Origin of the sequence: Pseudomonas aphyarum (assembly GCF_028657055.1) — a bacterium.
GTDB classification, from domain to species: Bacteria; Pseudomonadota; Gammaproteobacteria; order Pseudomonadales; family Pseudomonadaceae; genus Aquipseudomonas; species Aquipseudomonas aphyarum.
Map to the genome: position 1 here is coordinate 65,909 of NZ_JAMDGS010000012.1, position 25,945 is coordinate 91,853.

The window sequence follows — 25,945 nt, forward strand, 5'->3', positions numbered from 1 at the left end:
GTCCGATAACCGCCCACAAAAAATGCCCCAATCTCTCGACCAGGGCATTTTCCCATTCAACTCAACCTACACAAAAAACCTCAGTGCGAAACCGCCCCACTAGCCCCCAACCCCGTCTGCGAACGCACAAACTGCGGGAAGAACGCCGCACGCTCGTTCTCAGCCGCCGCCGATTTATCGGTAACGGAGAAGAACCAGATCCCGATAAACGCAATGATCATCGAGAACAACGCAGGATACTCGTAAGGGAAAATCGCCTTCTCATGATGCAGAATCTGCACCCAGATGGTCGGGCCAAGAATCATCAGACCCACCGCACTCACCAGCCCCAGCCAGCCGCCAATCATCGCGCCACGGGTGGTCAGCTTCTTCCAGTACATCGAAAGCAGCAGCACCGGGAAGTTGCAGCTCGCCGCGATGGAGAACGCCAGACCCACCATGAACGCAATGTTCTGGCTTTCGAACAGGATGCCCAGGCCGATGGCCAGAACGCCCAGTGCGATGGTGGTGATCTTCGAAACGCGGATCTCATCCTTCTCGTTGGCCTTGCCCTTCTTGATCACGCTGGCGTACAGGTCGTGAGACACCGCCGAAGCACCGGCCAGGGTCAGGCCGGCCACTACTGCCAGAATGGTCGCGAACGCCACCGCCGAGATGAAGCCGAGGAACACGCTGCCGCCCACGGCGTTGGCCAGGTGCACCGCCGCCATGTTGTTGCCGCCGAGCAGAGCGCCCGCTGCATCTTTGAAGGCCGGGTTGGTGCTGACCAGCAGGATCGCGCCGAAGCCGATGATGAAGGTCAGGATGTAGAAGTAGCCAATGAAACCGGTCGCGTACAGCACGCTCTTACGGGCTTCTTTCGCGTCGCTGACAGTGAAGAAGCGCATCAGGATGTGCGGCAGGCCAGCAGTACCGAACATCAGTGCCAGGCCCAGGGAGAATGCCGAGATCGGGTCTTTTACCAGACCGCCCGGGCTCATGATCGCTTCGCCCTTGGCGTGAACCTTGATGGCTTCGGAGAATAGGGTATTGAAGTCGAAGTTGACGTGCTTCATCACCATCAGCGCCATGAAGGAGGCACCGGACAGCAACAGCACCGCCTTGATGATCTGTACCCAGGTGGTCGCCAGCATGCCGCCGAACAGCACGTACATGCACATCAGGATGCCGACCAGAATCACCGCAACGTGGTAGTCGAGACCGAACAGCAGCTGGATCAGCTTGCCGGCACCAACCATTTGCGCGATCAGGTAGAACGCCACCACCACCAGCGAACCGCAGGCAGACAGGGTGCGGATCTGGGTTTGCCCGAGGCGGTAGGACGCCACGTCGGCAAAGGTGTATTTACCCAGGTTGCGAAGACGCTCGGCGATCAGGAACAGAATGATCGGCCAGCCCACCAGGAAGCCGATCGAGTAGATCAGGCCGTCGTAGCCGGAGGTGAACACCAGCGCGGAAATACCCAGGAAGGACGCCGCCGACATGTAGTCACCGGCAATCGCCAGACCGTTCTGGAAACCGGTGATCTTGCCGCCCGCCGCATAGTAGTCGGCCGCCGAGTTGTTGCGCTTGGACGCCCAGTAGGTGATGCACAGGGTCGCGCCAACGAACGCCACGAACATGACGATCGCAGAAACGTTGAGCGGTTGTTTGTGGACTTCGCCGGTCAGGGCGTCAGCGGCCCAGACGGCCGGAGCGAACGCTGCGATGCTCAAAAGAGCCAGTAGACGCCGGATCATTGCTGAGCCTCCTTGAGAATCGCGTTGTTCAGGTCGTCGAACTCGCCATTGGCGCGGCGCACGTAAATGCCGGTCAGGATGAAGGCCGAGATAATCAGCCCGACACCGATCGGGATACCCCAGGTGATGGACGATTCGGGACTGATTTTCGTGCCGAGCACTTGCGGCCCGTACGCGATCAGAAGGATGAAGCCGGAGTAGAGCCCGAGCATGATCGCCGAGAGTATCCAGGCGAACCTTTCTCTTTTCTTGACCAGCTCCTTGAAGCGCGGGCTGTTCTGAATCGAGAGGTAAATGCTGTCGTTCATTGTTTTTATCCTCGCAGCACAGATTTTTATTTTTGGAACATATCCACTGTATGCGGCTGCGAGCCGGGTTCCAGACGACCTTAGTAGTAGAACGCCATGACGTTTTTGCCAATTTCCAGACACGCCGAAAACGCCCATCCCTGCTTATTAATAGTGGGCAAACAAAAAAGGCCGCCCGACTGTCATGTCGGGCGGCCCTGGAAAGCGCAGATTAGACGCTTCGGCTTAAATCACTTGGTCCAGTCGGCAACACGCTCAGGGTGCTTGGCAACCCAATCCTTGGCCGCTGCGTCAGGTTTTGCACCGTCCTGAATCGCCAGCATGACTTCGCCGATTTCGTCTTTCGAAGCCCACTGGAAGTTCTTCAGGAACTTGGCCACTTCCGGCGCCTTGGTCGCCAGTTCCTTGCTGCCGATGCTGTTCACGGTTTCAGCCGCGCCGTACACGCCTTTCGGGTCGTCGAGGAAGCGCAGTTTCCACTTGGCGAACATCCAGTGCGGCACCCAGCCGGTGACGGCGATGGATTCGTTTTTCTTCTCGGCACGGGTCAGTTCGGCAATCATGCCGGCGCCGGAACTGGCCTTGAGTTGATAACCGGTCAGGTCGTAATCCTTGATCGCCTGATCGGTCTTGAGCATCACGCCTGAGCCGGCGTCGATGCCGACGATGCGTTTCTTGAAGGAGTCGTCGGTTTTCAGGTCTTCGATGGTCTTGGCCTTGACGTACTCCGGCACGATCAGACCGATTTTCGCGTCCTTGAAGTTCGGGCCGTAATCGACGACCTGATCCTTGTTCTTGGTCCAGTAGTCGCCGTGGGTCACTGGCAGCCAGGCCGAGAGCATGGCGTCGAGTTTGCCGGTGGCCACGCCCTGCCACATGATGCCGGTGGCGACGGCTTGCAGTTTCACGTCGTAGCCGAGTTTCTGCTTGATCACTTCGGCCGCCACGTGGGTGGTCGCGACGCTGTCGGACCAGCCGTCAACGTAACCGATGTTCAGGGTCTTGGTTTCAGCACTGGCGAGTGTGGAGCCCATCGCAAGCACCAGAGCGGCACCTGCGCCTAAAAGTCGTCGCATCTTCATCGTTACTTCCCCGAAATGCTGCGCCCGACGGATGCCGGGCATCGTCAACGTATTGTTATGGTGCACAGCGCCCCCATCACGCCTGACCGCAAACTGGTTCGAACATCAGCGGAGTACTGATGGCTCCGATCATCAACCTGACGCCCGATAAGACCTGCTCTGTCAGCGACCTCAAGACAACGAGAAACGACATCAGAAAGCCATTAACTGCGTCCGGATATTTGGCGCCAGACAATACGCCCGAACTTTGCATGTCAAAATCGTGCGGGCCACCAACCTGCTTATAAATGCAGGTAACATGCGTCGCTTTGCAGCCACTCGGCCTGACCATGTCCGCGACTTCCCGCTTCCCCTTTCTTCCCTATCTGTTCGCCTGCCTGCTCGGGCTGTTTGCCCTGTGCGGCTTCTGGTACGGCCTCGGCAAACCGGTGATCCTGCCGGACGTCGCCACCCCGACCCACAAGCTGCAATGCGCCTCCTACACCCCGTTCGACAAAGACCAGTCGCCGTTCGACGTGCCGTTCAAACTGCGCCCGGAGCGCATGGACGCCGACCTCGCCCTGCTCGCCACCCGTTTCGAATGCATCCGCACCTACTCCATGACCGGCCTCGAAGCGCTGCCGGATCTGGCGCGCAAGCACGGTTTGAAGTTGATGATCGGTGCGTGGGTCAACAGCAATCCTGTGGACACCGAGAAAGAAGTCGACTTGCTGATCGCTTCGGCCAATGCCAACCCGGACGTGGTCAGCTCGGTGATCGTCGGCAACGAAGCCTTGCTGCGCAAAGAGGTCACCGCGACGCAACTGGTGAAGCTGATCAACAAGGTCAAGAGCCACATCAAGCAGCCGGTGACCTACGCCGATGTCTGGGAGTTCTGGCTCAAGCACCCGGAAGTCGCGCCGGCGGTGGATTTCCTGACCATCCACTTGCTGCCGTACTGGGAAGACGATCCGTCGAACATCGACGCCGCGCTGCATCATGTGGCGGAAGTGCGTCAGGTGTTCGGCAACAAGTTCGCGCCCAAGGACGTGATGATTGGCGAAACCGGCTGGCCGAGCGAAGGTCGCCAGCGCGAGACCGCGCTGCCGAGCCGGGTCAACGAGGCCAAGTTCATTCGTGGTTTTGTCACCCTCGCCGAACAGGAAGGCTGGCGCTACAACCTGATCGAAGCGTTCGACCAGCCGTGGAAGCGCGGCAGCGAAGGCGCGGTCGGCGGTTACTGGGGGCTGTTCGATGCGGATCGCCAGGACAAAGGCGTGCTGGCCGGACCGGTGTCGAACGTGCCGTTCTGGTCGCAGTGGCTGGCGGTCGGCGGGCTGATTTTCCTCGGAACATTGCTGCTGGGCGGTCGGGTTCGTACGACGCGGTCGGCACTGATCCTGCCGCTGCTCGGCGCCCTCGCCGCCTGCTCGATCGGTGCCTGGGGTGATCTGGCGCGGGTGACTACGCGGTTCGCCAGCGAATGGCTGTGGGTCGGGTTGCTGACGGCTCTGAATCTGTTGGTGCTGGCCCATGCCGCGCTGACCTTGAGCGCCCGCAGTGGCTGGCGTGGACAGGCGTTCAACGCTTTCGAGCGACGGGCCGGCTGGCTGGTCGCGGCAGCAGGGTTCGCCGCTGCGGTGATGATGCTGGAGCTGGTGTTCGATCCGCGCTATCGCAGTTTTCCGAGCGTGGCGTTCATTCTGCCGGCACTGGTTTATCTGTGCCGCCCGGTCAACGTGGCCCGGCGGGAGATCGCGCTGCTGACCTTCATCATCGGCGCCGGCATTGCGCCGCAGCTGTTCCGTGAAGGATTGCAGAATCAGCAGGCGTGGGGCTGGGCGCTGGTCAGCGTGTTGATGGTGGCTGCACTTTGGCGCTGCCTGCGGGTTCGCAAAGGCTGATTCACAGGAATGCCCGCGATGACTGACGATCAGGCCTCGCGGGATTCCCGGACCAGTCGCAACCCGGCAATCACCACCGCAAATACCGCCAACGTCGTGTTGTACAGCGCCAGCGCCGGCAACCCGAACACCAGCGCCAGCACCCCCAGCCACCACCCCGCCCGTCCCGGCACGACAAAACCGATCACCGCAGCCGCGACCGCCGCCCAGCCCAGTATCTGGAAATGAATCATCAGGCCCAGGTTCGAGCGCACCGAACATTCCCAGCGGCTCGCCTCATCCACGCAGATGCCCACCCACTGCGCGTCCTCCATGAAGCCATAACGCGCGCCATAACTGGCGGCCAGCCACAACGGCAACAGAACGAGCAGCAGAATCACGGGCAAGCGGCGGGACATGGAACACTCCAATCGATGAAATCGGCGGCCAGCTTAATCTGACGCCGCGCATACGCAAGGGCTAACAACTCTTAACTGGTCATTCATTCCGTGCAAAGTGTATCGTCCGGCTACTATTACTCCGAATTCCGTCAGTTTGGTGCCGTGGCATGGCACTTTGGCGCAAACCCGGTGGTCATAGCCTGCGAACCTCATTCGGCACCTTCCTCTAAGGGATCTAGTCATGCTCCGTTCCTTGCGCTTCGCCGCCCTGTTTGGCGGCCTTATTCTGAGTGCGTCCGCGCTGGCGGTGGATATCGACGCCGCCAGCTATGGCTATCCCCTGACCAATCCGTTCGAGGCGACCATCGCTACCACGCCGCCGGACTTGCGCCCTGAACTGCCACTGGACGACGACATCGATCAGACCGATCGCAGCGTCACCCTGCGCCCCGAGCGCGAATTCATCCTGCCGGACAATTTCTGGCCGGTGAAAAAACTGACTTACCGCATCGCCACCCAGGACAAGGCCGCGCCGCTGATCTTCCTGATCGCCGGCACCGGCGCGCGCTACGACAGCACGCTCAACGAATACCTGAAGAAGCTTTATTACAAGGCCGGCTACCACGTGGTGCAGCTGTCATCGCCGACCAGCTTCGACTTCATGAGCGCCGCCTCGCGTTTCGCCACCCCCGGCGTGACCAAGGAAGACGCCGAAGACATGTACCGGGTGATGCAGGCCGTGCGGGCGCAGAACCCGAAACTGCCGGTCACCGACTATTACCTCAGCGGCTACAGCCTCGGCGCACTGGACGCGGCGTTCGTGGCCCACCTGGATGAAACCCGCCGCAGCTTCAACTTCAAGAAAGTCCTGCTGCTGAATCCACCGGTCAACCTCTACACCTCCATCACCAACCTCGACAAGCTGGTGCAGACCGAGGTCAAGGGCATCAACAACAGCACCACCTTCTATGAACTGGTGCTGAGCAAACTGACCCGCTACTTCCAGCAGAAGGGCTACATCGACCTCAACGATGCACTGCTCTACGACTTCCAGCAGTCCAAGCAGCACCTGAGCAACGAGCAGATGGCGATGCTGATCGGCACTTCGTTCCGCTTCTCGGCGGCCGATATCGCGTTCACTTCGGACCTGATCAACCGTCGCGGCCTGATCACCCCGCCGAAATTCCCGATCACCGAAGGCACCAGCCTCACGCCGTTCCTCAAGCGTGCGCTGCAATGCGACTTCGACTGCTACCTCACCGAACAGGTGATCCCGATGTGGCGTGCCCGCACCGACGGCGGCAGCCTGCTGCAACTGATCGATCAGGTGAGCCTGTACGCATTGAAGGATTACCTGCACGACAGCCCGAAAATCGCCGTCATGCACAACGCCGACGACGTGATCCTCGGCCCGGGCGACCTCGGTTTCCTGCGCAAGACCTTCGGCGATCGCCTGACCGTTTACCCGCTGGGCGGCCATTGCGGCAACCTTAACTACCGCGTCAACAGCGACGCCATGCTGGAGTTCTTCCGTGGCTAAATATCTTCTGCTGATTGCAGCGCTCCTCAGTGCAGGTATGGCCCAGGCCGACAACAGTAAAGCCAATGCACCGGTGGTCATCGACAGCGACGGCTTCAAGGAGCCGCTGTCCAAACTCAAGTTCAATCCGGGGCTGGATCAGCGCGAATTCGAGCGCTCGACCCTCAGCGCGCTGAACGTCTACGACCCGCTGGAAGAGTGGAACCGCCGCGTCTACCACTTCAACTACCGCTTCGACCAATGGGTGTTCCTGCCGGTGGTCGATGGCTATCGCTACATCACCCCGAGCTTCGTGCGCACCGGCGTGAGCAACTTCTTCAACAACATTGGCGACGTGCCGAACCTGGTCAACAGCCTGTTGCAGTTCAAGGGCAAGCGCTCGATGGAAACCACCGCGCGCCTGCTGCTCAACACCACCATCGGCATCGCCGGGCTCTGGGACCCGGCCACGGCCATGGGCCTGCCGCGTCAGAACGAAGACTTCGGCCAGACCCTGGGCTTCTACGGCGTACCGGGCGGTGCTTACTTCGTGCTGCCGATCCTCGGCCCGTCGAACCTGCGCGATACCGCCGGCCTGGCCGTGGACTACACCGCAGAGTCCGCGATCAACTTCCTCAATGTCTCGGAAGTCAGCTCCAACCACCCGGAAGTGTGGGTACTGCGTGGCGTCGACAAGCGCTACCAGACCAGCTTCCGTTACGGTCAGCTGAACTCACCGTTCGAGTACGAGAAGGTGCGCTACGTCTACACCGAGTCGCGCAAGTTGCAGATCGCCGAGTAAAAACGCCGGCCACAAAAAAGGCCATTCGATGCGAATCGAATGGCCTTTTTGTTTGCCTCAGGATTTAGCCTTTCAGGGCTTTCCAGACTTTACCGATCACGGACACGCCCGCCAGCACCACCGCACCCGCGATGATCCCCGCCACGCCGTTCAACAGCATCGGCACCACAAACCCGGCGCCACCGGCCGCTGCCCCAACGCTTTCGATCCAGTGATGCACCACTGGCACGCCGTGGGTCAGGATGCCGCCACCGACCAGGAACATCGCCGCCGTGCCGATCACCGACAGGCTTTTCATCATGTACGGCGCAGCGCGCAGGATGCCGTTGCCGATACTTTTGGCCATCTTCCCGGGCTTCTGGGTCAGCCAAAGACCGAGGTCATCGAGTTTGACGATACCGGCCACCAGGCCGTAAACGCCCACGGTCATGACAATGGCGATGCCCGACATCACAATCACTTGCTGGGTCAGTGAAGCATCGGCCACGGTGCCGAGGGTGATGGCGATGATTTCCGCCGAGAGAATGAAGTCGGTGCGGATTGCGCCCTTGATCTTGTCCTTCTCGTACGCCACCAGATCGGTTGCCGGATCAGCCACGGCTTCAACCAACTGGGCGTGCTCAGCCTCGTCTTCAGCCTTGCTGTGCAGGAACTTGTGCGCGAGTTTTTCGAAACCTTCGAAACACAGGTAGGCGCCACCGACCATCAACAGCGGCGTCACCAGCCACGGCACGAACGCACTGATCGCCAGCGCCGACGGCACCAGGATCAGTTTGTTGACGAACGAGCCCTTGGCCACCGCCAAAACGACGGGGATTTCCCGCTCCGCGCGTACCCCGGAGACCTGCTGGGCATTGAGCGCCAAGTCGTCGCCGAGCACGCCGGCGGTCTTCTTGGCAGCCATTTTGGTCATCAACGCAACGTCGTCCAGAACGGTGGCGATGTCGTCGATCAGCACCAGCAAACTGCTTCCTGCCATGAATCTTGTTTCCTTATGTGAATAATGCCGCGCAGCATACCGCGACTGCAGGCCACACGGGGCATTGTTGAGCGCCGCGCGAGGCCGGTGCTACCATGCGCAACCGCCAGAACAGGCAAGGAACCACCGGGTTTATGAGCACAATCCGCGAGCGCAACAAAGAACTGATCCTGCGTGCAGCCAGTGAAGAGTTTGCCGACAAGGGCTTCGCTGCCACCAAAACCAGCGACATCGCCGCCAAGGCAGGACTGCCCAAGCCCAACGTCTATTACTACTTCAAGTCCAAGGAAAACCTCTACCGCGAGGTGCTGGAAAGTATCATCGTGCCGATCCTGCAGGCCTCGACCCCGTTCAACCCGGACGGCGTACCGAGCGAAGTGCTGAGCGGCTACATCCGCTCGAAGATCCGCATCTCCCGCGACCTGCCCTTCGCCTCCAAGGTGTTCGCCAGCGAAATCATGCACGGCGCCCCGCACCTGAGCGCCGACCTGGTCGAGCAACTCAACGGCCAGGCCAAGCACAACATCGACTGCATCCAGACCTGGATCGACCGCGGCCAGATCGCCCCGATCGACCCCAACCACCTGATGTTCAGCATCTGGGCCGCAACCCAGACCTACGCCGACTTCGACTGGCAAATCTCCGCCGTCACCGGCAAGGACAAGCTCGACGAAGCCGACTATGAAGCGGCAGCACAAACCATCATCCGGTTGGTGCTCAAGGGCTGCGAGCCGGACTGAAAGACTGCGGTGACCGCTTCGCTGGCAAATCGAATCGTCGCACCGCAGCTCCCACAAGGTTCTGTGTTGAATACAAGATGATTGATTGACACAAGTCCCTGTGGGAGCTGGCTTGCCAGCGATGAAGGCAACTCGGTTCAACGTTGTTAAAGCCAAACTGCATCCCACAGCGGATAGTCGCCGATCTTACCCACCAGCCCAGCGCGCAAGGGGTTGGCCACGACATATCGAGCCATTTTCACCAAATCATCTTCCCGCCTCAATGCGCGGTCATGGTAGCCCTGCTGCCATAGCGGCCCACTCCTGCCACTGCGCAGATTCACCTCTCGTGTAATAAGGGATTTGGTCTCGCGCATCAGTTTGCGGAGAGAGCAATTTTCCAATTCGACCAACCAGTGAAAATGATCGGGCATGACAACCCACGCCAATGATTTCGCCATTCCGTAGTCCTGTGCGCGACGAAGTTGATGAACAACCAGTCTGCCCAACGCGAAATCGGCAAAGATCGGTTTTCGATCAAGAGTGTTTGAAGTCAGTAAATAGATTTGATTCGGCTCGGCATAGCGGCCGGTTCGCAGACGATGCGAAGCGGGAAGATCAGGCAATCCTTTGCCCCTTTCTGATGAATTCATCAGAAGGCTAGACCTCAATGAGTCGTTTGGCTGGGTCAGTCTGTTATCTGGATGTGTCAGTAAGACCGCTATCGCTGGCAAGCCAGCTCCCACAGGTTTTGTGCCGTTTGCGAAATTTCGACTCAAGGCACGATCCAATGGGAGCTGAGCTGCGACGACTCGCCTTGCCAGCGATGGCGTCAGTTCAATCGCCGCAAATCACGCAGCCACCCCCGCATCCGCCCGTAGGTCCAGGGCCTCTACGGCCTTGATTGCCACCTGCTCATCGATGTCCGACAGATCGCCGCTGATGCCGATTGCACCCAGCACGTTCCCCGCCTGATCACGAATCAGCACACCACCCGGTGCCGGCACGACGCTGCCCTGCCCCATGCTGTTGAGCGCGGCGATGAACGCCGGGCGTTGTTGTGCGTCCAGCGCCAGCAGGCGTGAGCCCTTGCCCAGGGCGATGGCGCCCCAGGCTTTGCCGATGGCGATGTTCGGGCGCAACAGGCTGGCGCCGTCTTCGCGTTGCAGGGTGACCAGATGGCCGCCGGTATCCAGTACCGCGATGGTCAGCGGCGCGGCGGAGATGGCCCGCCCTGCGCTGATGGCTTCGTTGACCAGCTTGACTGCGACTTTCAAGGTTAAAGCGCTCATGGTGCCGTCCTCATTTTGTTATTGGGAAAGTCGTTGGGCTGCGCTTTTCTGCCGCAGCCCGATGCAACAAATAGAACACAATGAATTATTTTTTTGTATACAATAATTCTCGAAAAGCGCCTCATGCGACGAAAAGCCACAGCAGAACAGGCTTCCGACGAATGAAACAGGCGCTTGAGAAAATGGATTGACCTGCGCCGTCCGCCGTGAATACACTCTGCGCAAAGCCACTTGTATACAATTACAAAACGTAAAGAGGCACAAAACAATGAGCAAAATGAGAGCAATCGAAGCCGCCGTTCTGGTGATGCGCCGTGAAGGGGTTGATACCGCTTTTGGCATTCCAGGCGCTGCAATCAACCCGCTGTACTCCGCCCTGCAGAAAGTCGGTGGCATCGATCACGTCCTCGCTCGCCACGTTGAAGGCGCCTCGCACATGGCCGAGGGCTACACCCGCACCAAGGCCGGCAACATCGGCGTGTGCATCGGTACTTCCGGCCCTGCCGGTACCGACATGGTCACCGGTCTGTACAGCGCCTCCGCGGACTCGATCCCGATCCTCTGCATCACCGGGCAAGCACCCCGCGCCCGTATGCACAAGGAAGACTTCCAGGCCGTCGACATCACCAGCATCGTCAAGCCGGTGACCAAATGGGCGACCACCGTTCTGGAGCCGGGCCAGGTGCCTTACGCCTTCCAGAAAGCCTTCTACGAAATGCGCTCCGGCCGTCCGGGTCCGGTACTGATCGACCTGCCGTTCGACGTGCAGATGGCTGAAATCGAATTCGACATCGACGCCTACCAGCCACTGCCGCTGGCCAAGCCGAGCGCCACCCGCGTGCAAGTCGAAAAAGCCCTGGCGATGCTGGATCAGGCCGAGCGTCCATTGCTGGTGGCCGGTGGCGGCATCATCAACGCCGATGCCAGCGAACTGCTGGTCGAGTTTGCTGAGCTGACCGGCATTCCAGTGATCCCGACCCTGATGGGCTGGGGCACCATTCCGGACGATCACCCGCTGATGGTCGGCATGGTCGGTCTGCAGACTTCGCACCGTTACGGCAACGCCACGATGCTGAAATCCGACGTGGTACTGGGCGTCGGCAACCGTTGGGCGAACCGTCACACCGGCTCGGTCGACGTTTACACCGAAGGCCGCAAGTTCATTCACGTCGACATCGAACCGACTCAGATCGGCCGCGTGTTCACCCCGGACCTGGGCATCGTTTCCGACGCCGCTGCCGCGCTGACCGTGTTCATCGAAGTCGCCCGTGAATGGCAAGCCGCCGGCAAGCTGAAAAACCGCTCTGCCTGGCTGCAAGACTGCCAGCAGCGCAAAGCCAGCCTGCATCGCAAGACCCACTTCGACAACGTGCCGGTCAAGCCGCAGCGCGTTTACGAAGAAATGAACCAGGTGTTCGGCAAGGACACCTGCTACGTCAGCACCATTGGTCTGTCGCAGATTGCCGGCGCGCAGTTCCTGCACGTCTACAAGCCGCGTCACTGGATCAACTGCGGCCAGGCCGGCCCGTTGGGCTGGACCATTCCGGCAGCGCTGGGCGTGGTGAAGGCCGATCCGAACCGTAAAGTCGTGGCCCTGTCGGGGGACTATGACTTCCAGTTCATGATCGAAGAACTGGCGGTCGGCGCTCAGTTCAAACTGCCGTACATCCACGTCGTGGTGAACAACTCGTACCTGGGGCTGATCCGTCAGGCCCAGCGCGGGTTCGATATGGACTACTGCGTGCAGCTGTCCTTCGATAACCTGAACGCGCCGGAACTCAACGGTTATGGTGTCGACCACGTCGCAGTCGCCGAAGGCCTGGGCTGTAAAGCGCTGCGTGTGTTCGAACCGGCTGACATCGCCCCTGCCCTGCGCAAGGCCGAACAGCTGATCGAAGAGTTCAAGGTGCCGGTGATCGTCGAGATCATTCTGGAGCGTGTGACCAACATCTCCATGGGGACCGAGATCAACGCCGTCAACGAATTCGAAGACCTGGCGCTGGTCGGCAACGATGCGCCTACCGCGATTTCGTTGCTCGACTGATTGCCTTTAGCGCCCTCTCCCTCCGGGAGAGGGCTGGGGTGAGGGAAAGGTTTTGCGATGCTCGCAAAATCGGGATCAGACTCAAGATTCCCCCTCACCCTAACCCTCTCCCCCAGGAGAGGGGACTGATCGTGTTCAGTCTGACCAACCGTGTCAAAACTGTTTTAGGAGACCACCATGCCGCGTTTCGCAGCCAACCTGTCCATGCTGTTCACCGAACAGGATTTCCTTGCCCGTTTCGACGCCGCCGCCAAGGCTGGCTTCAGCGGTGTCGAGTACCTGTTCCCGTACGATTTCAGCTCCGCCGAAATCAAGGCCAAACTCGACGCCAACGGTCTGACCCAAGTGCTGTTCAACCTGCCGGCCGGTGACTGGGCCAAGGGCGAGCGCGGTATCGCGTGCCTGCCAGACCGGGTCGAAGAGTTCCGCGCCGGGGTCGATCTGTCCATCGCTTACGCACAGGTGCTGGGCAACACCCAGGTCAACTGCCTGGCCGGTATCCGTCCGCAGGGCGTGGACGATGCCACCGTTGAAAAGACCTTCGTCGCCAACCTCAAGTACGCCGCCGACAAGCTGCAAGCCGTCGGCATCAAACTGGTGATGGAAGCGATCAACACCCGCGACATCCCGGGTTTCTACCTGAACAACACGGCGCAGGCCCTGTCGATTCGCGAGCAGGTCGGCAGCGCCAACCTGTTCCTGCAATACGACATCTATCACATGCAAATCATGGAAGGCGATCTGGCCCGCACCCTGCAATCGCACCTGGGCGAGATCAACCATGTGCAGCTGGCCGACAACCCGGGCCGCAACGAGCCGGGCACTGGCGAGATCAACTACCGCTTCCTGTTCGAACACCTCGATCGCATCGGTTATCAGGGCTGGGTCGGCTGCGAATACAAACCGCTGACCACCACTGAAGCAGGCCTCGGCTGGCTGAAGACCCACAACGCGATCTGACCCTTATTTGCTTGAGCAAGACAAAAACAAGAGGATTTTCTCATGGCTAAAATCGGATTCATCGGCACCGGCATCATGGGCCACCCAATGGCGGCGAACCTGCAGAAAGCCGGTCACAGCCTGTTCCTGTCGGCGCACCACGACGCCGCTCCTGCCGACCTGGTCGCCGCTGGCGCCGTCGCTTTGGCCAACCCACGCGAAGTGGCGCAGGAAGCTGAATTCATCATCGTCATGGTGCCGGATACCCCGCAGGTCGAAGACGTGCTGTTCCGTGCCGACGGCGTCGCTGCCGGCATCGGCAAAGGCAAGGTGGTGATCGACATGAGCTCGATCTCGCCGACCGCCACCAAGGCTTTCGCAGCGAAGATCAACGAAAAAGGTGCGCAATACCTCGACGCCCCGGTGTCCGGTGGCGAAGTCGGCGCCAAGGCCGCGACCCTGAGCATCATGGTCGGTGGCGACGCCGATGCCTTCGAACGCGCACTGCCGCTGTTCCAGGCCATGGGCAAGAACATCACCCTGGTCGGCGGCAATGGCGACGGTCAGACCGCCAAAGTGGCGAACCAGATCATCGTTGCCCTGAACATTCAGGCTGTCGCTGAAGCCCTGCTGTTCGCTTCGAAGAACGGTGCCGATCCAGCCAAGGTGCGTGAAGCGCTGATGGGCGGTTTCGCCTCCTCGAAGATCCTCGAAGTGCACGGTGACCGCATGATCAAAGGCACCTTCGATCCGGGCTTCCGCATCAGCCTGCACCAGAAGGACCTGAACCTGGCCCTGCAAGGCGCCAAGGAGCTGAACATCAATCTGCCGAACACCGCCAACGCCCAGCAAGTGTTCAGCACCTGTGCGGCCATCGGTGGCAGCAACTGGGACCACTCGGCGCTGATCAAGGGCCTGGAACACATGGCCAACTTCTCGATTCGCGACAAGAAGTAAGCCCTGCCCCGTCGCTCGTTCCCACGTCGAGGCGTCGAACCGCCCGCGTGGGAATGCAGCCCGGGACGCTCCGCGTCCCTGCCGAAGCGGACGCAGAGCGTCCATTGAGGCATTCCCACGCAGAGCGTGGGAACGATCAACTGCACTAACCAAGAACAATAAGAATGGGAGCCCGCCATGTCGGTCGATCCGCAACAACTGCTGCGCGAGCTGTTTGCCACAGCCATCGACGCGGCCCATCCGAACCAGGTCCTCGAAGCGCATCTGCCGGCTGATCGCACAGGTCGTGTGATCGTCATCGGCGCCGGCAAGGCTGCCGCGGCCATGGCGCAAGTGGTCGAGCGCTGCTGGGAAGGTGAAGTCTCGGGCCTTGTGGTGACCCGCTACGGTCACGGCGCCCCGTGCGAGAAAATCGAAGTGGTCGAAGCCGCGCACCCGGTGCCGGACGCTGCCGGTCTGGCCGTGGCCAAACGCGTGCTGGAACTGGTCAGCAACCTGACCGAAGACGACCGCGTGATCTTCCTGTTGTCCGGTGGCGGCTCTGCCCTGCTGGCGCTGCCGGCCGAAGGCATCACCCTGGCCGACAAACAGTCGATCAACAAAGCCCTGCTCAAATCCGGCGCGACCATCGGCGAGATGAACTGCGTGCGCAAGCACCTCTCGGCGATCAAGGGCGGACGCCTGGGCAAGGCCTGCTGGCCGGCGACTGTTTATACCTATGCGATTTCCGATGTACCGGGCGACCTCGCCACGGTCATCGCTTCCGGCCCGACCGTGGCCGACCCGAGCACCAGCGCCGAAGCGCTGGCCATCATCAAGCGCTACGGCATCGAGATTCCGGCGTCCGTGCGCACCTGGCTGCAAAGCCCGGAATCGGAAACCGTCAAACCCGGCGATCCGAGCCTGGCCCGCAGTCACTTCCAGTTGATCGCCCGCCCTCAGCAATCGCTGGATGCCGCTGCTGTGAAATGCCGTCAGGCCGGTTTCAGCACGCTGATCCTCGGCGACCTGGAAGGCGAATCCCGCGAAGTGGCGAAAGTCCACGCCGGCATCGCGCGCCAGATCATCCATCACGGCCAGCCACTGGCGGCGCCGTGCGTGATTCTCTCCGGTGGCGAAACCACGGTGACCGTGCGCGGCAATGGCCGTGGCGGACGCAACGCCGAATTCCTCCTCAGCCTCACCGACAGCCTCAAGGGCCAGCCCGGCGTCTATGCCCTGGCCGGTGACACCGACGGCATCGACGGCTCGGAAGACAACGCCGGCGCAATCATGACCCCGGACAGCTACGCCCGCGCCGCCGCCCTGGGCCTGAGCGCCAGCGACGAGCTGGATAACAACAACGGCTATGGCTACTTCGAGGCGCTCGATGCGCTGATCGTCACCGAGCCGACCCGCACCAACGTCAACGACTTCCGCGCCATCCTGATCCTCGAGAGCTCTAAATCATGACGCCTGATAAAAAGGTCAAAATCCTCGCCACCCTCGGGCCTGCCGTCGACGGCATCGAAGACATCCGCGAGCTGGTCGAGGCCGGGGTCAATATCTTCCGCCTCAACTTCAGCCACGGCGATCACGCCGACCACGCCAAGCGCTATCAGTGGATCCGCGAAGTCGAGCGCCAGCTCAACTACCCGCTCGGCATCCTGATGGACCTGCAAGGGCCGAAACTGCGGGTCGGCAAGTTCGCGGACGGCAAGGTTCAATTGCATCGCGGTCAGGCCTTCCGCCTCGATCTGGACGCAACACCGGGCGACGAACGCCGGGTGAATCTGCCGCATCCGGAGATCATCGCGGCGCTGGAAGCCGGGATGGATCTGCTGCTCGATGACGGCAAACTGCGCCTGCGGGTCGTGACCAAATACACCGATGCGATCGACACCACCGTGCTCAATGGCGGCGAACTGTCGGATCGCAAAGGCGTGAACGTGCCGCAAGCGGTGCTCGACCTGAGCCCGCTGACCGCCAAGGATCGTCGCGACCTGAGCTTCGGTCTGGAGCTGGGTGTGGACTGGGTCGCGCTGTCGTTCGTGCAGCGTCCGCAAGACATCATCGAGGCCCGCGCGCTGATCGGCGACAAGGCGTTCCTGATGGCGAAAATCGAGAAGCCGTCGGCCGTCGAGCAACTGCGCGAAATCGCCGAACTGAGCGATGCGATCATGGTTGCCCGCGGCGACCTCGGCGTGGAAGTGCCGGCTGAAAGCGTGCCGCAGATCCAGAAAAACATCATCACCACCTGCCGCCAGCTCGGCAAACCGGTAGTGGTGGCCACACAGATGCTCGAGTCGATGCGCTTCTCTCCGGCGCCGACCCGCGCTGAAGTCACCGACGTTGCCAACGCCGTGGCCGAAGGCGCCGATGCGGTGATGCTGTCGGCAGAAACCGCGTCCGGCGAGTACCCGCTGGAAGCCGTGCAGATGATGAGCAAGATCATCCGCCAGGTGGAAAACGGTCCGGACTACCAGACCCAACTCGACGTCAGTCGCCCGAAAGCCGAAGCGACCGTGTCCGATGCGATCAGCTGTGCGATTCGCCGCATCAGCAACGTGCTGCCGGTGGCGGTGCTGGTCAATTACAGCGAGTCCGGCGCATCGAGTCTGCGTGCCGCGCGGGAGCGGCCGAAAGCGCCGATCCTCAACCTGACGCCGAACCTGCAGACCGCCCGCCGGTTGAGCGTGGCGTGGGGCATTCATTCGGTGGTCAACGATCGGCTGCGTCAGGTGGATGAGGTGTGCTCGACCGCGCTGGAAATCGCTCAGGCTCAAGGAATGGCCGAGCGTGGCGATACGTTGCTGATCACCGCGGGTGTGCCGTTTGGCCAGCCGGGGTCGACTAATTCGCTGCGGATCGAAACATTGATTTAAGCAACACCTGTGTGGCGAGGGAGCGTGCTCCCGCCGCCCGGCATGACGGTTTCCACAAGAGACACCGCATTCACCGGGCACGAGCTCCCTCGCCACCGCTTCACGCAAGACCTTTTGATTTTCCTACTGCCCAGATTCTCCAGACATGCCTGCCAATCATTTCAACACCCACTGCCCTGACTGGGCCGAGGCTTTGCTCAACGGTTTCAGTCAAATCTTCCTCCAGCGCCATCCGCTGTGTGGACTCCTGTGCCTTTTGGCCATTTTATTCACCGCGCCAGTGCTGTTCGCCGGCGCGCTGCTCGGCGCGGTCGCTGGTTTGCTCACCGCGCAACGGCGCAACTACGCCAAGGCGGATCGCCAGGCCGGACTGTTCAGCTACAACGGCGTACTGGTCGGTCTGTTGCTGAGCCTGTATTTCCCTTGGTCGCCGATGCTGCCGCCGTTGATTCTGGCGGCCGGTGGCCTGAGCGCGATGATCACGCAGCAGTGGCTCAAACGCGCTCGCCTCACCGAGTACCTGCCGGCCTACACCGCGCCATTCGTGTTGCTGAGCTGGGTGTTCCTGTGTTTCGCCGAGCCTTCGACGCCGGCTCCGGCGCTTGAACTGAACACCGTGAACCTGCTTGGTGCCGCCCTGAAAGGCTTCGGCCAAGTGATGTTCCTCGACCATCCGTTGGCCGGTGGATTGATCGCTGCCGGCTTGCTGATCGCCGATCGCCGGGCCTTTGCCTGGGCGCTGCTGGCTTCGGTGATTGGCCTGGGTTCCAGCCTGTTGCACCACGACAGCCAGGTCGCGCTGCTGGGTCTGGGGGGTTACAACGCCGTCCTCGCCGCCCTCGCCTTCAGTGCGCAGCGCCAGCAACCTTGGCTGCCGCTGTTCGGCATCGGCCTGGCGCTGCTGCTGACGCCGCTGTTCAGTGCCCTGGGTCTTGCGACTCTCACGGCACCGTTCATTCTTGCCTGCTGGCTGCTGCGCACCGGCATTCGCCTGATGCGCCAACCGGAGATCAATGTCACGCCTTGCGCTAACGGGGAGAATCAACCTAGGCTGCGCTGATTGATGGCCAAGGCGATATGCATGAACGGCAACAACACGTGGCGTGATCGCCTGTACGTGATCATTTTCCAGACCGATACGGTGGCCGGCCGCCGTTTCGACAAGACCCTGCTGCTGATCATTCTCGCCAGTCTGGTGATCGTGATCCTCGACAGCATCGATGAAGTCCACCAGAACTACGCCAATGTGCTGGCGTACATCGAATGGGGCTTCACGATCATCTTCCTCGGCGAGTACCTGCTGCGCCTGTACTGCTCGCCCAGACCGTTGCGCTACGCCTTCAGTTTCTACGGGCTGGTGGACTTGCTGGCGATCGTGCCTGGCATCCTCGCGCTGTATTACAGCGATGCCCAGTACCTGCTGATCATCCGGGTGATCCGGATGCTGCGGATCTTCCGCGTACTCAAACTCGGGCCGTACCTGAAACAGGCGCATTACCTGCTCGATGCCCTGCGCGGCAGCAAGCAGAAAATCCTCGTGTTCCTGCTCAGCGTCTGCACCCTGGTCACCGTGTTCGGCACCTTGATGTACGTGGTCGAAGGCCCGGAACATGGCTTCACCAGCATTCCCAAAGGCATCTATTGGGCTATCGTGACGCTGACCACCGTGGGTTATGGCGACATCGTGCCGAGGACCGTACTGGGCCAGGTGATTTCGTCGCTGGTGATGGTCACCGGTTATTCGATCATCGCCGTGCCGACCGGGATTTTCACCGCTGAACTGGCCACCGCCATGCGCGGCGGTCAGCTGCAACACGACTGCCCCGTGTGCAAGAAAAGCAGCCATGAACACGAAGCGTCGTTCTGCTCCCGTTGCGGCAATGCGCTGTTCAAGAAAATGGAATAAGCAAAGTTCTTTTTAATCTTTAAACGACTATGCGCGCCCCGCTATAGTCGCTGGCAAATGGCCTCATCTTTGTAAAAAAACACCCCTACAGAACAAGGAATGCGCAGTGAAAAAACTCTTTGGCGCCTCACTTCTCGCCGCTGGTCTTGCCTTCGGCAGCGTGGCTCAGGCCGCACCGACCCTGCTCAACGTTTCCTACGACGTGATGCGCGATTTCTACAAGGACTACAACGCTGCGTTCCAGAAACACTGGCAAGCCGAGCACAAGGAAGACATCACCGTGCAGATGTCTTTCGGCGGTTCGAGCAAGCAAGCCCGTTCGGTGATCGATGGCCTGCCGGCTGACGTCATCACCATGAACATGGCCACCGACATCAACGCCCTGGCCGACAACGGCCAACTGGTGCCTAAGGACTGGGTTACCCGCCTGCCGAACAACAGTGCGCCGTTCACCTCGGCCACCGTGTTCATCGTGCGCAAGGGCAACCCGAAAGCCCTGAAAGACTGGCCTGACCTGCTCAAGGACGGCGTGCAAGTGATCGTGCCGAACCCAAAAACCTCAGGTAACGGCCGCTACACCTACCTGTCGGCCTGGGGCTACGTGCTGAAAAACGGCGGTGACGAGAACAAGGCCAAAGACTTCGTCGGCAAGCTGTTCAAGCAGGCACCGGTGCTGGATACCGGTGGCCGCGCCGCCACCACCACGTTCATGACCAACCAGATCGGCGACGTGCTGGTGACCTTCGAGAACGAAGCCGAAATGATCGCCCGCGAGTTCGGCCGCGACCAGTTCGAAGTCATCTACCCAAGCGTCTCCGCCGAAGCCGAGCCACCGGTGTCGGTGGTCGACAAAGTGGTCGAGAAGAAAGGCTCCCGCGCCGCTGCCGAGGAATACCTGAAGTTCCTGTGGTCGCCGGAAGGTCAGGAAATCGCGGCCGCCAACTACCTGCGTCCACGTGACCCGGCGGTGCTGGCCAAATACACCGACCGCTTCCCGAAAGTCGACTTCCTGTCGGTCGAGAAGACCTTCGGCGACTGGCGCACCGTGCAGAAGACCCACTTCAACGATGGCGGGATCTTCGACCAGATTTATAGCGGGCAGTAAGGTTTAGGCTGGCGTGAAAAAGGCGACCCTCAGTGGTCGCCTTTTTTTGTGGCCGCTTTACCCTCACCCCAGCCCTCCCGAAACGTCGGACCGCCCGGAGGGAGAGGGGGCCTACCGAGGTGTCTGGCGAGTTACATCGACCTGAAAGACCTTATCGATTACGGATTCACCACAGCACGCTCAGGTCGGCGTACCTCTCATGCATCCCCCAATCAGTCCCCTCTCCCTCCGGGCGGTCCGACGTTTCGGGAGGGCTAGGGTGAGGGGCTTTTACATCGGTGGCTTCACGCCATCCTTGCCCGCCGAGATCGATTGCGCGGTCAGCGTGCCGTCCGCGCTCTGGGTCACGAAGGTGACGATCTTCACGCCAACCTTGAGCAAACTGCGATCGCCCGGCGTCAGGTTGACGATCGGCACGTCCTCCGGCACCAGGATCTTCTGCTGGCCGCCCTTGTAGTTGACGGTCAGCACCCGGCCGTTGCTCACCACCAGATCGCCGACGCTGCCATTGGTCATGCTGCTGCCCTTGGCCAGGTCGAACGGCCGATGGCCATCGCCGCTGCCGGCCAGCTCCGGCGGGAACACGTGAACCTCCAGCGCCTTGAGCGTGCCATCCTCCTGGGGAATGGCGGCCGAGCCAATGTAGCTGCCGGGCTTGATGTCTTCGATGTTGGCCAGGGTGACCGCGCGGACCTTGGTGTCCGGGGTCAACTGAACCACCACGTTCTCACCGCTGGTGACGTGAACCTTGAGCGAGTCAGGACTGACCCCGGTGATCTCGCCGCGCACCCCCATGCGCATGCCGGGCGCTTCGGCGGCCTGTGCGGCAGTGGCGCCGAGCAGACTGATCAGGGCAATGGTTGTGGTGTGGCGAAGCAACTGACGAAACATCGCAATCCTCCGTTGATGAACGCTGAAACCCGGTCACAACATAAGCACGCTATCGAACAAGATGTAAGTGAATGTATCATCGTCGCTCAACGGTCGGACGCAAGGTTCGCCGATGAACAATGGATTGTTCGGCGCCACCTATTCCGCAACGGAATAACTGATATCGATCAGAAGCCTCTACTGCCGGCTCGGCCCGTCCCTTAGCCTCACCGCATTCCTTTTCGCTGGATCGAGAAACCCTATGACCGCCACAACTCACGCAATGACCCGAGGCATGGTGCTGCTGTTCGCTTTCTGCTGCGGCGCCATCGTTGCCAACATCTACTACGCCCAGCCGATCATCGGCCTGATCGCGCCGGACATCGGCCTGACCGACACCATGGCCAGTTTCATCGTGTCGCTGACCCAGATCGGCTATGCGCTGGGCCTGTTCTTTCTGGTGCCGCTGGCGGACCTGCTGGAAAACCGCCGCCTGATGATCATCACCACCGTGGTGGCGATTGCCAGCCTGCTCGGCGCGGCGTTTACCGATCAACCGAATGTGTTCCTGCTGATTTCGTTGCTGGTGGGCTTCAGCTCGGTGTCGGTGCAGGTGCTGATTCCACTGGCGGCGCATCTGGCACCGGAGGAATCCCGTGGCCGAGTGGTCGGCGGGATCATGGGCGGTTTGCTGCTGGGGATTCTGCTGGCGCGGCCGGTGTCGAGCGTGGTCGCCGACCATCTCGGCTGGCGGGCGATGTTCATGATCGCCGCAGCCTTGATGGCAGCGATCAGCGTGGTATTGGCACTGACCGTACCCAAGCGTCAGCCAGATCACAGTGCTTCTTACGGCCAACTGCTCGGCTCGTTGTGGACGCTGCTGCGCAAGCAACCGGTGCTGCGTCAACGGGCGTTTTACCAGGCCTGCATGTTCGCCACGTTCAGCCTGTTCTGGACCGCCGTGCCGCTGGAACTGGCGCGCAACCACGGCCTGTCCCAGAGTGAAATCGCGATCTTCGCCCTGGTCGGCGCCATCGGTGCCATCGCCGCCCCGATCAGCGGACGCCTGGCCGACGCCGGCCACACCCGCATCGCCTCGCTGCTGGCCATGCTGTTTGCCAGCCTGAGCTTCCTGCCGACTTTCATCCACCCGGCCTACAGCGTGATCGGCCTGGCCGTGACCGGCGTGGTGCTCGACTTCTGCGTGCAGATGAACATGGTGCTCGGCCAGCGCGCGGTCTACTCCCTCGACGCCAAAAGCCGCGGCCGCCTCAACGCGCTGTACATGACCAGCATCTTCGTCGGCGGCGCCTTCGGCTCGTCGGTGGCCAGTGCGGTATACGAGCATGGCGGCTGGTTGTGGATCGTGATTGTTGGCAGCGCGTTCCCGCTGCTGGCGCTGGTGCGGTTTTTGAGTGCTTCGCAAAAACCTGTTCTGGCAACGGCCTAGAGTCTGAAAAGCACTGCCGGATCGCTGATCCGACAGTGCTCAAGGCTCAATGCCGGACCAGTTTTTCCATGGCGGCATCCGCCAAGAAAGAGGAGCGGCTTTTGACATTGTGCTCACGCACGTAGCGGTCGATCCGCTGGATGACATAACCGGGCAATGTCACATTGACCTTTTCGGTCTTGCCCATGTACGGCGAGATGTCCAGCTCGAGCATGCCCCAACCCATGTCCGCGAACTCCGGGTTGTTGCGGTGGGTGGCCGCAGAAGTCGGCATCGGAATCGAATCACCATCCGCCGCGATCTCCTGCAGCATGATGTGGGCAATCTCGACGGCTGCGTTGTAGGCATCCTCAAACGTATCCCCGGCGGTTACTGCGCCGGGAATATCGGGGATCTGAATCCCGATGGCAGTGTTCTCGTCACCCCACTCGATGCAGATTGGGTATTGCATTGTGAAATAACCTCGACCATTAAAGTAACTCTAGAGATACCTTTAGTAGCCTGCACAAGCCTGTGACACAACGTTGGTTGTTTTGCAGGATGTTTTGACCCCTTTAGCTGTAAGGCAAAACCGCGTACGAAGACTCAGAACCTTTTAACAAGACTGCACAGGACCGCCGATGGACCGCCTCGCCGCCATGGAAACCTTCGTCTACGTCGTGGAAACCGGCTCGTTTTCCGCCGCCGCCCGGCGGTTGAATGTCGGTCAGCCCGCCGTGTCGAAAACCATTGCCCAGCTCGAAACCAGGCTGGCGGTGCGCCTGCTGTTGCGCTCGACCCGGGGCCTGACGCCGACCGAGGCCGGGTTGGCATTTTTCGAGCGGGCCAAGCGTGCGCTTGAGGAAGCCGACGAAGCCGACAACGCTGCCCGTGGCGTGGCCGGCGGTCTGAGCGGCAACCTGCGCATCAGCACCGCCGTCACCTTCGGCCGGATGCACGTGGTGCCGCACCTGGGGCGGTTCCTCGATCAGCACCCGCAACTCAATGTCGATCTGTTGCTCGACGACCAGAACATCAACCTGGTGGAAGAAGGCATCGACATCGCCTTGCGCCTGGGCCCACTCAACGACTCCGGCCTGACGGTCCGCAAGATCGCCGAATGCCGGCGCGTTGTTTTGGGTACTCCGGCCTACTTCGCCAGCCACAGTGAGCCCACCTGCCCTGCCGAACTCGCTCAACACCGCGCCGTCATCTACAACCGTGGCGGTGGCGCCACTTGGCATTTCACCAAGGCTGATGAAGAACGGTCGACGACCGTCAACGGCCGCCTGCGCGTCAGCGCTGCCGAAGGTTTGCGCGAGGCGGTGCTGGCTCATCAAGGCCTGGCACTGGGCTCGGAATGGATGTTCGCGCCGGAACTGGCCAGCGGTGCAGTCAAGACCGTCATGAACGACTGGACCTTGCCGAAGCAGGAACTGTGGGCGGTGTTTCCGACGGGACGGATGGCCAGCGTCAAGGCGCGGGCGTTTGTTGAATATGTGCAGGGGTTGTTGGCGAAAGAACCATAAAACCCACACTTGTTTCGTTTATTGCGATTTTCGCTTATTTCGAATAACGTTCCGACATTCCTCATTTCCAAAGCCGGACTCGCCATGTCGACCGTTATTCATCCCTCCATCACCCTCCCCGTAGAACGCGAAGTAAAAGCCGCCATTGAAGGGCAGCGTGCCCTGGCGGCTTACCTCGCGACCCATTTCGAGACTCAGCACATCCAGATTTTCGACGAGCAGAATGAAGCTCATCGCGTCGAACTGCCCACCTCGGCCCTGCGCTTGCTGATCGACATTCTGGCGGAGCTGGCAGCCGGCAACGCGGTTCAGGTCGTACCGGTGCATGCCGAATTGACGACCCAGGAAGCCGCCGACCTCCTCAACGTCTCACGTCCACACCTCATAAAACTGCTGGAAAGCGGCGAGTTGTCCTACCACAAAACAGGCAAGCACCGACGTGTGCGCTTTGCCGATCTGATGGACTATAAGACCCGGCGCACCACCGCCAGCGAGCAGGCAATGGCGCTTCTCGCAGAGCAAGCTCAGGCGTTAAAGACAGGATACGAGTGAGGCATTCTTCTTTTACTGCTGCCTCGCCAATGAAAAGCCGATGCATGCGTCTTGTCCCCCCCCCTTGAGAGACTTCCTCATGTGGCTTGCCCTCTCGGGGCGATTTCGGGCGCGATGGACCCAGGAGATTCACTGCGAATGGAAACGCAATCTGCTGAAGAACCGCCCTGACCTGACGATGGAACAGCTGGATCGTACGTCCGGCCTGATGGATCAAGCGATACCCGACGCCTGTGTCCATGACTATGAAGACCTGATTGCCGGCCTCACCTTGCCCGACTGCGATGATCGTCATGTTCTGGCGGCGGCCATCCGTTGCGGCGCAAGCGTGATAGTGACGTTCAACCAGAAAGACTTTCCCTGCAAAGCGCTGGAGCCTTTCGGCATCGAAGCTCAGCATCCGGACGAGTTCGTCGACAACCTCTTGGGGCTTGATCCGGCAGCAGTGGTTGCAGCGGCCCAAAAACAGCGTCGGCAGCTGAAAATGCCTGCCATGGACGTCGAACCCTTTCTTGATCTACTGCAACGACAAGGCCTGGTTAAGTCGGTTCAGGCACTGAGCGGCTATCACGCGATCCTTTAAAAACTCATCACCCCACACAGCAAAACGGCGATCCAAAGATCGCCGTTTTTCATTACTGCCCGAACTGCTTGCCCAGTCCCGCCGGTACGCCGTGGATGTTGGTTTCTTCCCACGGGCCGTTGGGGCTGATCGAGCGGCTCCAGCCGTTGTTCCAGCGGTAGTAAGTGCGCTGGCGGTAGAAGGTGTTGGTCTGGTCGTCGAGCACGTATACGCCCAGTTTCTGGTCCCAGTGGCTGTTGCCGCCCGGTGGCGGGGCGAAGCTGGCGGAGGTGCGCGGGACCGGTTTGGCGGGTTTGGCCGGGACGCCCGGTTTGCTCGGCGTCGGGGTGGTCGACGGGGTCGGGCTCGGCTGTGACGGCGGGATCGGAGGCAGCCGTGTGGTGGGCTCCGGTCGTTGCACCGCACATGCGCTCAAGCCCAGGGCCAGTGTGAGGACTGTGATTCGGGCGATGGCGTTCATGGCG

25 protein-coding genes and 1 pseudogene are annotated in these 25,945 nt (G+C 60.8%); 16 read left to right on the forward strand and 10 right to left on the reverse strand.

The window, feature by feature from the left end:
* Positions 1–80: 80 nt before the first annotated feature.
* The 3 genes from M5G18_RS17590 to M5G18_RS17600 form a co-directional block, all read right to left on the reverse strand.
* Entirely contained in the window at positions 81–1,739 is a 1,659-nt protein-coding gene (locus M5G18_RS17590; RefSeq protein ID WP_064594474.1) for a cation acetate symporter, read from the reverse strand.
* Positions 1,736–2,047: a DUF485 domain-containing protein gene (locus tag M5G18_RS17595; RefSeq protein WP_007959307.1), complete on the reverse strand. Its 312-nt coding sequence runs from the start codon at positions 2,045–2,047 to the stop codon at positions 1,736–1,738. The genes M5G18_RS17590 and M5G18_RS17595 overlap by 4 nt, the downstream gene beginning before the upstream one ends.
* A 230-nt stretch (positions 2,048–2,277) precedes the next feature.
* The gene (locus tag M5G18_RS17600; RefSeq protein WP_085605856.1) at positions 2,278–3,129 is read right to left on the reverse strand and encodes a glycine betaine ABC transporter substrate-binding protein; all 852 of its coding nucleotides are present in this window, start codon (positions 3,127–3,129) and stop codon (positions 2,278–2,280) included.
* 287 nt (positions 3,130–3,416) lie between these two features.
* On the opposite strand from M5G18_RS17600, the gene M5G18_RS17605 reads away from it, so the two are divergent.
* A complete protein-coding gene (locus tag M5G18_RS17605) occupies positions 3,417–5,012 on the forward strand; it encodes a glycoside hydrolase family 17 protein (protein WP_273896691.1) in 1,596 nt (531 codons plus the stop codon).
* 29 nt (positions 5,013–5,041) lie between these two features.
* Here M5G18_RS17605 and M5G18_RS17610 read toward each other — a convergent pair whose 3' ends face one another.
* Positions 5,042–5,410, reverse strand: a complete 369-nt coding sequence (locus tag M5G18_RS17610; protein ID WP_273896690.1) for a hypothetical protein — start codon at positions 5,408–5,410, stop codon at positions 5,042–5,044.
* Positions 5,411–5,633: 223 nt separating this feature from the next.
* Here M5G18_RS17610 and M5G18_RS17615 point away from each other — a divergent pair, with 223 nt between their 5' ends.
* Positions 5,634–6,932, forward strand: coding sequence for a serine/threonine protein kinase (locus tag M5G18_RS17615; RefSeq protein ID WP_129973895.1), 1,299 nt, complete (start codon positions 5,634–5,636; stop codon positions 6,930–6,932).
* The gene (locus M5G18_RS17620) at positions 6,925–7,713 is read left to right on the forward strand and encodes an MlaA family lipoprotein (RefSeq protein ID WP_011333106.1); all 789 of its coding nucleotides are present in this window, start codon (positions 6,925–6,927) and stop codon (positions 7,711–7,713) included. Before M5G18_RS17615 ends, M5G18_RS17620 begins: the two co-directional genes overlap by 8 nt.
* Before the next feature lie 64 nt (positions 7,714–7,777).
* Here the strand turns inward: M5G18_RS17620 and M5G18_RS17625 are convergent, their stop codons facing one another.
* Positions 7,778–8,692 carry a DUF808 domain-containing protein gene (locus M5G18_RS17625; protein ID WP_273896689.1) on the reverse strand — a complete coding sequence of 305 codons (915 nt, stop codon included), beginning with the start codon at positions 8,690–8,692 and terminating at the stop codon, positions 7,778–7,780.
* Positions 8,693–8,826: 134 nt separating this feature from the next.
* Here M5G18_RS17625 and M5G18_RS17630 point away from each other — a divergent pair, with 134 nt between their 5' ends.
* Positions 8,827–9,432, forward strand: coding sequence for a TetR/AcrR family transcriptional regulator (locus tag M5G18_RS17630; RefSeq protein ID WP_007959290.1), 606 nt, complete (start codon positions 8,827–8,829; stop codon positions 9,430–9,432).
* Between the two features lie 146 nt (positions 9,433–9,578).
* Here M5G18_RS17630 and M5G18_RS17635 read toward each other — a convergent pair whose 3' ends face one another.
* Positions 9,579–10,037, reverse strand: a complete 459-nt coding sequence (locus tag M5G18_RS17635; RefSeq protein ID WP_273896703.1) for an REP-associated tyrosine transposase — start codon at positions 10,035–10,037, stop codon at positions 9,579–9,581.
* A 225-nt stretch (positions 10,038–10,262) separates the two neighbouring features.
* Positions 10,263–10,703: a GlcG/HbpS family heme-binding protein gene (locus tag M5G18_RS17640; protein WP_007959289.1), complete on the reverse strand. Its 441-nt coding sequence runs from the start codon at positions 10,701–10,703 to the stop codon at positions 10,263–10,265.
* Positions 10,704–10,971: 268 nt separating this feature from the next.
* Here M5G18_RS17640 and gcl point away from each other — a divergent pair, with 268 nt between their 5' ends.
* From gcl to M5G18_RS17680, 8 genes are all read left to right on the forward strand, one after another.
* Complete coding sequence (gene gcl / locus M5G18_RS17645; protein ID WP_179692228.1) at positions 10,972–12,747, forward strand: glyoxylate carboligase; 1,776 nt, start codon at positions 10,972–10,974, stop codon at positions 12,745–12,747.
* 177 nt (positions 12,748–12,924) lie between these two features.
* Positions 12,925–13,707, forward strand: a complete 783-nt coding sequence (gene hyi / locus M5G18_RS17650; RefSeq protein WP_273896688.1) for a hydroxypyruvate isomerase — start codon at positions 12,925–12,927, stop codon at positions 13,705–13,707.
* 42 nt (positions 13,708–13,749) lie between these two features.
* A complete protein-coding gene (locus tag M5G18_RS17655; RefSeq protein ID WP_262158137.1) occupies positions 13,750–14,643 on the forward strand; it encodes a 2-hydroxy-3-oxopropionate reductase in 894 nt (297 codons plus the stop codon).
* Between the two features lie 177 nt (positions 14,644–14,820).
* Positions 14,821–16,095: a glycerate kinase type-2 family protein gene (locus tag M5G18_RS17660; RefSeq protein WP_085605834.1), complete on the forward strand. Its 1,275-nt coding sequence runs from the start codon at positions 14,821–14,823 to the stop codon at positions 16,093–16,095.
* Entirely contained in the window at positions 16,092–17,507 is a 1,416-nt protein-coding gene (pyk, locus tag M5G18_RS17665) for a pyruvate kinase (RefSeq protein WP_085605833.1), read from the forward strand. The genes M5G18_RS17660 and pyk overlap by 4 nt, the downstream gene beginning before the upstream one ends.
* Positions 17,508–17,652: 145 nt before the next feature.
* On the forward strand, positions 17,653–18,567 hold the full coding sequence (locus M5G18_RS17670; protein ID WP_007959273.1) for an urea transporter: 915 nt from the start codon (positions 17,653–17,655) through the stop codon (positions 18,565–18,567).
* Positions 18,568–18,588: 21 nt separating this feature from the next.
* Positions 18,589–19,413, forward strand: a complete 825-nt coding sequence (locus M5G18_RS17675; RefSeq protein ID WP_273896687.1) for an ion transporter — start codon at positions 18,589–18,591, stop codon at positions 19,411–19,413.
* 106 nt (positions 19,414–19,519) lie between these two features.
* Positions 19,520–20,518, forward strand: coding sequence for a sulfate ABC transporter substrate-binding protein (locus M5G18_RS17680; protein ID WP_127797317.1), 999 nt, complete (start codon positions 19,520–19,522; stop codon positions 20,516–20,518).
* A gap of 270 nt (positions 20,519–20,788) precedes the next feature.
* On the opposite strand, the gene M5G18_RS17685 is transcribed toward M5G18_RS17680, so the two are convergent.
* Positions 20,789–21,409: a DUF5666 domain-containing protein gene (locus M5G18_RS17685; RefSeq protein WP_273896686.1), complete on the reverse strand. Its 621-nt coding sequence runs from the start codon at positions 21,407–21,409 to the stop codon at positions 20,789–20,791.
* Positions 21,410–21,650: 241 nt separating this feature from the next.
* Here M5G18_RS17685 and M5G18_RS17690 point away from each other — a divergent pair, with 241 nt between their 5' ends.
* Positions 21,651–22,838 (forward strand): MFS transporter, encoded by a 1,188-nt coding sequence (locus M5G18_RS17690; protein ID WP_273896685.1) that lies wholly within the window; start codon positions 21,651–21,653, stop codon positions 22,836–22,838.
* Between the two features lie 46 nt (positions 22,839–22,884).
* On the opposite strand, the gene M5G18_RS17695 is transcribed toward M5G18_RS17690, so the two are convergent.
* Entirely contained in the window at positions 22,885–23,289 is a 405-nt protein-coding gene (locus M5G18_RS17695) for a type II toxin-antitoxin system HicB family antitoxin (RefSeq protein WP_085666700.1), read from the reverse strand.
* Between the two features lie 169 nt (positions 23,290–23,458).
* Between M5G18_RS17695 and M5G18_RS17700 the strand changes: the two genes are divergently transcribed.
* From M5G18_RS17700 to M5G18_RS17710, 3 genes and pseudogenes are all read left to right on the forward strand, one after another.
* On the forward strand, positions 23,459–24,346 hold the full coding sequence (locus M5G18_RS17700) for a LysR family transcriptional regulator (RefSeq protein ID WP_273896683.1): 888 nt from the start codon (positions 23,459–23,461) through the stop codon (positions 24,344–24,346).
* Between the two features lie 84 nt (positions 24,347–24,430).
* The gene (locus M5G18_RS17705; protein ID WP_273896681.1) at positions 24,431–24,898 is read left to right on the forward strand and encodes a helix-turn-helix domain-containing protein; all 468 of its coding nucleotides are present in this window, start codon (positions 24,431–24,433) and stop codon (positions 24,896–24,898) included.
* Positions 24,899–24,949: 51 nt separating this feature from the next.
* Positions 24,950–25,481 (forward strand): annotated as a pseudogene (locus tag M5G18_RS17710) (VapC50 family PIN domain-containing toxin).
* 52 nt (positions 25,482–25,533) lie between these two features.
* Here the strand turns inward: M5G18_RS17710 and M5G18_RS17715 are convergent.
* Positions 25,534–25,941, reverse strand: coding sequence for a hypothetical protein (locus tag M5G18_RS17715; protein ID WP_273896679.1), 408 nt, complete (start codon positions 25,939–25,941; stop codon positions 25,534–25,536).
* Positions 25,942–25,945 lie beyond the last annotated feature (4 nt).